A 7542-nucleotide genomic window follows, 5' to 3' on the forward strand; every position below is an offset into this window, starting at 1 on the left:
CTGGGTGACGGTCCCCTCGGTGACGCTCTCTCCCAGGGCGGGCATGGAAACGGAAGTCGGCATGGGTTCCTCGTTGGATCTGGGCGCGGTATCTGCCCAAGGCCTTGATGGACAGCGCGGATGTGGTCGGGGGCGGGCCCTGGAGCCCGCCCCCTGGTGAAGCGATCAGTCGTGGACGTGCAGCGGCTTGCCCGCCAGTGCGAGGTGCGCCTCACCCAACGCCTCGGACTGACTCGGGTGCGGGTGGATCAGCTGGGCCACCTCGGAGGGCAGTGCCTCCCAGTTGTAGATCAGCTGCCCCTCGGCGATCAGTTCGCCGACACGGCTGCCCACCATGTGGACGCCCAGCACGGGGCCGTCCTTCTCGGTGATGACCTTGACCGCGCCCTGGGTCTGCAGGATCTGGCTCTTGCCGTTGCCCGCCAGGTTGTAGTTCATCTCGACGACGTCGTAGCCACGCTCCTTGGCCACCTGGGTGGTCAGGCCGACGGAGGCGACCTCGGGTTCACAGTACGTGACGCGGGGAACACCGTCGTAGTCGATCGCCGGTGGGTTCTGCCCGGCGATGTACTCGGCGACGAAGATGCCCTCGGCGAAACCCACGTGCGCGAGTTGCAGGGTCGGGATCAGGTCACCGACCGCGTAGACGTTGCCCACACCGGTGTGCAGGTTCTCGTCGACCTTGACGAAGCCGCGGTCGAGCGTGATGCCCTGTTCCTCGTAGCCCAGGCCCTCGGAGACCGGGCCACGGCCGATGGCCACCAGCAGGACCTCGGCCTCGAGGGTCTTGCCCCCCTCGAGGGTGACGACCACACCGGAATCGGTGGTCTTGACCGACTCGAACGGCTTGCCGAGTTCGGACTTGATCTTGCGCTTGCGGAAGGCCCGCTCCAGCAGCTTGGAGCTGGACTCCTCCTCGGCGGGGACCAGGTGCTTGAGCGCCTCGACGATGGTGACTTCGGCGCCGTAGGAACGCCACACGCTGGCGAACTCCACACCGATCACGCCGCCGCCCAGGACGATGACGGACTCGGGGACACGGTTCAGCTCCATGGCCTGGTCACTGGTCATGACCTTCTCGCCGTCGATCTCCAGACCCAGTGTCTTGGGCTTGGAGCCGGTCGCCAGGAGGATGTTCTTCCCCTTGTAGACCTTGCCGTCGACGGTGACCTCGTCCTTGCCGGTGAGCTTGCCCTCACCCTCGACGAGGGTGATCTTGCGGGCCTTGACCAGGCCGCTCAGGCCCTTGTGCAGGCCGTTGATCACCTTGTCCTTGTACTTGTGCACGGCCTCGATGTCGATGCCCTCGAAGGACGCCTTGACACCGAAGTTCTCGCTCTCCTTGGCGGAGTCGGCGACCTCGGCCGAGTGCAGGAGGGCCTTGGTGGGGATGCAGCCGCGGTGCAGGCAGGTGCCGCCGAGCTTGTCTTTCTCGATCAGGACGACGCTCATGTCCAGCTCCGCGGCGCGTAGTGCCGCCGCGTAGCCGCCGCTGCCGCCGCCAAGGACGACGAGGTCGAAGGTACCGCCGCTCTCACTCACGGGAACGAACTCCTTGTTGTGGTGGCTGATGGTGGGTTCCACGGTCGGTCGGCTCCGGGGTGTGGTCCATGGCCGACCGGTGGGGTCGCCGTGGCGGGGCGGTGCCCGGGCTCACGTGGAGCACCGCCCCGACCGACTACGCGGTCGCGTGGTCCTCGGCGATGCGGACGAGGGTGCGGGTACCCGCACCCGTGCCGCCCTTGGAGGTGTGGCCGTGCGGGCCACCCTGGTTGAAGGAGGGCCCTGCGATGTCGAGGTGGGCCCACTTGTTGCCCTCCTCGATGAACTCCTTGAGGAAGACACCAGCGGAGAGCATCCCGCCCCAGCGCTCGCCCGCCACGTTGGCGATGTCGGCGACCGCGGAGTCCAGGCCGGCACGCAACTCGGCCGGGAGCGGCATCGGCCACGAGGGCTCGCCCTCGGCGGTGGCCGAGGCCACGACCGCCTCACGAACGGCGTCGTCGTTGGACATGACCGCGAAGACGCGGGTGCCCAGGGCGACGAGCTGCGCGCCCGTGAGGGTGGCGATGTCCACGACCAGGTCCGGCTCGTCCTCCTGGGCGCGGACCAAGGCGTCGGCCATGACCAGACGGCCCTCGGCGTCGGTGTTGAGCACCTCGACGGTCTTGCCGCCGTAGACGCTCAGCACGTCGGAGGGACGCTGGGCGGTGCCGCTGGGCATGTTCTCGGCCACGGCCAGGTAGCCGACGGCGTTGACCTTCACGCCCAAGGTGGCGATGGCCCGCATGGCGGCGAGCACCGAGGCGGCACCGCTCATGTCGGACTTCATCCACTCCATCCCGCCCGCGGGCTTGAGGGACAGACCACCGGAGTCGAACGTGATGCCCTTGCCGACGTAGGCGACCTTCTTGGTGGCCTCGGGGTGACTGTAGGACAGCCGGATCAGGCGCGGCGGGTTCGCCGAACCCTGACCGACGCCGGTCAGGCCGCCGTACCCGCCTTCGGCCAAGGCGCGCTCGTCCAGGACCTCGATCTCCAGGCCGGCCTGCTGGGCGATCTCCTGCGCCGTGGTGGCCAGGTCCTCGGGGACCAGGTCGGCCGGGGCGGTGTTGACGAGGTCGCGGGTGAAGGCGACGGCCTCGGCCAAGACGGCGGCGCGCTCGGCGGCGTCGTCGGCCCCCGCGGCCTCACTGATCAGGGTCAGCGTGGTCGTGGCGTTCTTGGCGGCCTTCTCCCGGGCCTTCTCACCGGTGCGGTAGCGGTCGAAGGAGTAGGTGCCGAGCCGGGCGCCCAGGGCCACGGCACCGACCTGCTCGGCGGTGGTGGCGGGCAGGGCCAGGACGACACGGCCCGCGCCCTCGGGACGCGAACTCAGCGAACGCAGTGCGGCACCGGCCGCACGGGACAGCACGTCGGGGTCGACGGGACCGTCGGTGGGCGCCGGGCCGAGACCGACCGCGACGACGACCGGGGCTTCGACGGCTCCGAGGGAGGCAATGGTGTGCACCTCCTCAGGGGCGCCGCTCGCTCCCAGGAGCGACAGGGTCGAGCCGAGGCCGCCGGAGAAGGCGGCGTCGACGGTATGAGCGCCCGATGCCGGTTCCGGGGCGTCGCCTCCGGAGTGGTAACCGACGACGATCGCGTCGGCGTCGAGCGAATTGGGGGACTCCGTGTTTACTGACAACGTCGTGCTCACGTTCCCGATGCTAGTCCTCCTGAGGCCCCGTCGGCGACGTGGCGCCCCGTGCCCCTCGCGGCTCTGGCGTCGTCCTTCCATGGCGCGGCACGAGTGGGCCCGTACTCCGGGTGGGTCGTGTTCCGTCCGGGCGGTGTGGGCCCTTTGGCCCCCCGTGGAAGGCGTCGTACGGGGGTGGCGACGCCTCCGCTCGCTGCCCTGGCGAAAACGCCATGAAACATCGTGTGAAAAAATGTGATGATGGCTACATTCGCTCCCCCGGTAGGTTACCGGCCGGTATGAATCCGCTGGTGGAGCTCGCGCCAGTCCTCACACCGATCGCCCGAACCTCAAGCGTCGGCCGCGGCGAGCACCAGGAGCACCGTCGTCGCCGAGGTCTCCACCAAGGCGCCCAACACGTCCCCGGTGATTCCCCCCAAGCGCCGCACCGCGTGCCACGACAGGGCCCCGGCCATGAGGAGCCCCGCCACGACACCGAGCGCACAGGCCATCGCGAAGGCGGGGGAGTGCGTCGCTCCGAGCAGACTCAGCGTCATCACCCCGAGGAGGCACAACGAAGCCATGGGTGTGCTCACCGTGCCCGCCACGAACGCGCCCAGCCCCTCTGGACGGGCGGAGGGCATCCCCCGCACACACGCCAACGTCGCCGCCGTCCGGCCCGCCGTGCCCGCCAGTACCGCCCCCACCAGTACCGCGCCGGCGGAGATCTGCGCCAACTGGGCCAAGGCCAACGTCTGGGCACCCACCGTCACCAACAGGGTCAGCACCCCGAACGGCCCGATGTCGGAGCGGCGCATCACCTCCAGGGCCCCTTCGGCCGGCCGACCGCTGCCGAGCCCATCGGCCAGGTCGGCCAGACCATCCAGGTGCAACCCTCGGGTGAGCAGAGCGCCCGAACCCACGGCGAGCAACGCGGCCAGTGGAGCCGACCAGCCCAGCCACATCCCGACGGCGGCCACCGAGCCGATCACCGCACCGAGCAGGGCGCCCAGGACCGGGGCCCAGCACATGGCCCGACCGGCCACCACACGATCCACCCGGTCGACCCGTACCGGCCACACCGTAAAGGTGCCCACCGCCATCCGCAGACCCACCACGGTCTTTCGAGCGCTCACTCCAGATCCACCACGCGCCCGGCCAAGGCCAACACGACCTCCTCGGACTCGGCTCCCACCCACTGGTTCAACAGGCCCAATCGGTCCTGGAAGAGTCGCCCGGACCGGGTGGCCGGCACCACGCCCGATCCCACCTCGTTGGTCACCGCCACCACGTACGCCGAAGTGGTGCGCCAGGCCTCCAACAGCTCTCGGACGGCCGCGTCCACACGCTCCTCGGCGTCGTGCGGGGGTTCCTCCTCCCATAGGCCGCACTCGCCCATGATCCAGGTCAGCCAGGTCCCCAGACAGTCGATCAGCACCGCCCCGCGTTCCTGGCGCAGCAGCGGGGCCAGGTCCGTGGTCTGTTCGGTCCGCCACCACCAGGGGCGACGTCCGACGTGGCGTGCGACCCGCTCCGCCCACTCGGGGTCGACCTCGGGCTCGGGGGCCGGACCGGTGGCCGCGTACACGACCCTCGGCTCGGCCAACAGGCGTAGTTCGGCCTCACCCGACTTGCCCGAGCGCGCGCCTCCGGTGATCAGGGTCCGGTGCGGGCCCCGAGGCCGAGACTCGGGCCATACCGAGGGTGGACAGTTCATCTCGGCGCCGTCGCTCGGAACCAGGGCGCCCCACAACCGAGCCCGGCGGGCGAATTCCTGGGGCGAACGAACGCGGTGATCGCCACCGACCGCCACCACCGCCGTGGTCACCCCGATCACTCCCGAGCGTCGCAGCTCTCCGATGACCTCCGGGTACCGGGCGGCGTCGACGATGACCATGTCCACCTGCTGATCCGTCGTGGAGGAGGCCGAGGTGTAGGCGGAGGAATCACCCGGGGGCTCGTCGGCGGGCGGCGCTCCGGGCAGGACCCCCGGACCGGAGCGGGCGTACAGCAGGCGGCCCCCGTCGGGCGCCTCCACCCGGAGCCCGTCCGCGGTGGAGGTGACAACGTAGTCCGGCGGTACCGGACCGACCACCCCGAAGTCACGGATCCGGAAACGGTCGTCGATGGTCACCCTCAGCGGCAGTCGGCGTTCCAGGTGGGCCTTCTTGCAGGAGGAACAGGTGCATTGTGGTGCCGGCCAGCCCGCTTGGCCGGCCGTCCCCAGGAATCGGATACGCACGCGAAGAAGTAAACAACATCTCGGCCCGAGGCTTGGTTAAGCTCGGCCCAGGATCGCGGTGGCGACCACCGTGGCATCGGCGACGAAGGGTGATCGAACATGGCGTGGACGTGGCGGTACCACGGAGAGGACGGGGCGCCCACGGAGGCCGCGGAGCCGCCTGCCGAGTCGTTCACCTCGCGAGGTGACGCCGAGAGTTGGCTCGGTGAGAACTGGGCAGAGCTCGCCGAGACCGGCGTGGCCACCGTCACCCTCGTGGCAGGGGACCGCGAGGTCTACACGATGCCCCTGGCGGCCGAGGACTGACCGTGAGGATGTGGGGCCCGCCCCGGGCCCCACATCGTGTTCCTTGGAGGGTTTCACCCGTTCGTGTGCGCGGTCGTGGGGTCAGCCGCGGATGTTCTCAGGACTCTTGGTGAGCGCCGGATCACGCTGCACGCTGTCGCCCAGGACCTCGTCGATGCGGGCCATGAGCCCGGAGTCGAGCTTCACCCCGGCCGCCTTGACGTTGCTCTCCACCTGGTCGGGGCGGGAGGCGCCGATGATGGCCGCCGACACGTTCTGGTTCTGTAGGACCCAGGCCACGGCCAACTGGGACAGGGTCAGCCCGGCCTCGGCCGCCAGCGGCTCCCGCAGCCCGNTGGTCCTCCACCCTGTCGGCGAGGAAGTGCTTGCTCTTGGGGTCGGCGGCGCGGGACCCGCTGGGCAGCTCTTGGCCCGGACGGTACTTGCCCGTGAGGACGCCGCCGGCGATCGGCGACCACACGAGCTGACCGATGCCCTCGCGTTCGGACAGCGGCACGACCTCGGATTCGATGACCCTCCAGAGCATGTTGTACTGCGGCTGGCTGGAGACGATCCGGTCGAAGCCCATCTCGTCGGCGATCTTCAAGGCTCGCTCGATCTCTTCGGCGCGCCACTCGGAGACACCGATGTAGAGGGCCTTGCCCTGGCGGACCAGGTCCTCGAAGGCCCGCATCGTCTCTTCCAACGGGGTGGTGTGGTCGAACCGGTGCGCCTGGTAGAGGTCCAGGTAGTCGGTGCCCAGACGGCGCAGCGAGTCCTCACAGCTGCGGATGACGTGCTTGCGTGACAGACCTCGGTCGTTCTTGCCCTCGCCCATGGGCCAAAAGACCTTGGAGAAGATCTCCAGCCCGTCGCGACGTTGGCCCTTGAGCGCGCGACCGAGGACCTCCTCGGCCTTGCCCCGGGCGTAGGCGTCGGCGGTGTCGAAGGTGGTGATGCCCGCGTCGAGCGCAGCGCGAACACAGGAGGTGGCGGTGTCCTCCTCGACCTGGGAACCGTGGGTGATCCAGTTCCCGTAGGCGATCTCACTGATCATGAGACCGCTGTTGCCCAGATGCCGAAATTCCATGCGGAGCACTCTATCGGCCGATCACGTGGCCACAAGCGGCCTCGGGGCCGCGAACGTCCTCACGCTCCACGGGCAGGGAAGGAAGAAGGGCCGGTGCTCGCACCGGCCCTCGGGGCCTTCAGGGGGCACGGCGGTGCTCAGCGCGAACCGCTCGGGGTGGGGTCCTCGCCGACCTTGATCCGTGGCTTGGGCAGGCGCAGCTTGCGGAACTGCAGCTGGCGCATGGCGGCGTACATGCCGATACCGCGCAACAGCTCGTCGTTGGGGAAGTACTCGGTGGCGCGTTTCTTGACGGTGCGCCCCACGAGCACGCCCTCGGCCACGATGGTGACCATCATCAGCGGCCAGATCACGTAGGCCACGCCCACCTGGAAGAGGGGATTGTTCACGAAGAGCAGCAGAATGACCAGGATCGAGAACGGCAGGAAGAACTCACTGGCGCTGCGGCGTGAATCGATGAAGTCACGCGCGTAGGCACGCGCCGGAGACAGGTCCTGGGGCCGGTAGTACCGGGCGTCCTCACCCTTGGGTGCTCCGGGAACGGAACGCGCGACGCCCTTGGAACGTTGGCGTTCGAGACGATCCCGGTAGGCGCGGTAGGCCTCCTTTCGTGTCTCGGGGGCCTTCACCGGCCGGCGCGGGACGGTTTCGGATTCCCTGCGCTTGGGGGTGGGCACACCCTTCTTGGGGGTATATCCCTTAGGTTGGGTGGCCTCAGAGGCCTCAGGGCTGGCGGAATCGGCGGGG

6 protein-coding genes and 1 pseudogene are annotated in these 7542 nt (G+C 69.3%); 1 reads left to right on the top strand and 6 read right to left on the bottom strand.

Annotation, left to right across the window (positions count from 1 at the left end):
- Positions 1 to 165: 165 nt before the first annotated feature.
- From lpdA to D472_RS0124010, 4 genes are all read right to left on the bottom strand, one after another.
- Positions 166 to 1542 carry a dihydrolipoyl dehydrogenase gene (gene lpdA, locus D472_RS0123995; protein WP_026118023.1) on the bottom strand — a complete coding sequence of 459 codons (1377 nt, stop codon included), beginning with the start codon at positions 1540 to 1542 and terminating at the stop codon, positions 166 to 168.
- Positions 1543 to 1678: 136 nt separating this feature from the next.
- Entirely contained in the window at positions 1679 to 3199 is a 1521-nt protein-coding gene (locus D472_RS0124000; RefSeq protein ID WP_017606979.1) for a leucyl aminopeptidase, read from the bottom strand.
- A gap of 329 nt (positions 3200 to 3528) precedes the next feature.
- Positions 3529 to 4281 (bottom strand): adenosylcobinamide-GDP ribazoletransferase, encoded by a 753-nt coding sequence (locus D472_RS0124005; protein WP_033304595.1) that lies wholly within the window; start codon positions 4279 to 4281, stop codon positions 3529 to 3531.
- Positions 4282 to 4310: 29 nt separating this feature from the next.
- The gene (locus D472_RS0124010; protein WP_017606981.1) at positions 4311 to 5312 is read right to left on the bottom strand and encodes a bifunctional adenosylcobinamide kinase/adenosylcobinamide-phosphate guanylyltransferase; all 1002 of its coding nucleotides are present in this window, start codon (positions 5310 to 5312) and stop codon (positions 4311 to 4313) included.
- A 207-nt stretch (positions 5313 to 5519) separates the two neighbouring features.
- Between D472_RS0124010 and D472_RS0124015 the strand changes: the two genes are divergently transcribed.
- Positions 5520 to 5726: a hypothetical protein gene (locus tag D472_RS0124015; protein WP_017606982.1), complete on the top strand. Its 207-nt coding sequence runs from the start codon at positions 5520 to 5522 to the stop codon at positions 5724 to 5726.
- Between the two features lie 81 nt (positions 5727 to 5807).
- On the opposite strand, the pseudogene D472_RS26995 reads toward D472_RS0124015, so the two are convergent.
- Together D472_RS26995 and D472_RS0124025 are read right to left on the bottom strand one after the other, a co-directional pair.
- Positions 5808 to 6795 (bottom strand): annotated as a pseudogene (locus D472_RS26995) (aldo/keto reductase family protein).
- 137 nt (positions 6796 to 6932) lie between these two features.
- Positions 6933 to 7542: DUF3043 domain-containing protein (locus D472_RS0124025; RefSeq protein ID WP_026118024.1), on the bottom strand; the 610-nt coding region annotated here is incomplete at its 5' end.

The sequence above is a fragment of the Nocardiopsis alkaliphila YIM 80379 genome, assembly GCF_000341005.1.
GTDB classification, from domain to species: domain Bacteria; phylum Actinomycetota; class Actinomycetes; order Streptosporangiales; family Streptosporangiaceae; genus Nocardiopsis; species Nocardiopsis alkaliphila.

Coding starts and splice junctions, on each gene's coding strand:
- D472_RS0124005 (WP_033304595.1), bottom strand. CDS start 4,281: ATGGCGGTGGGCACCTTTACGGTGTGGCCGGTACGGGTCGACCGGGTG.
- D472_RS0124015 (WP_017606982.1), top strand. CDS start 5,520: ATGGCGTGGACGTGGCGGTACCACGGAGAGGACGGGGCGCCCACGGAG.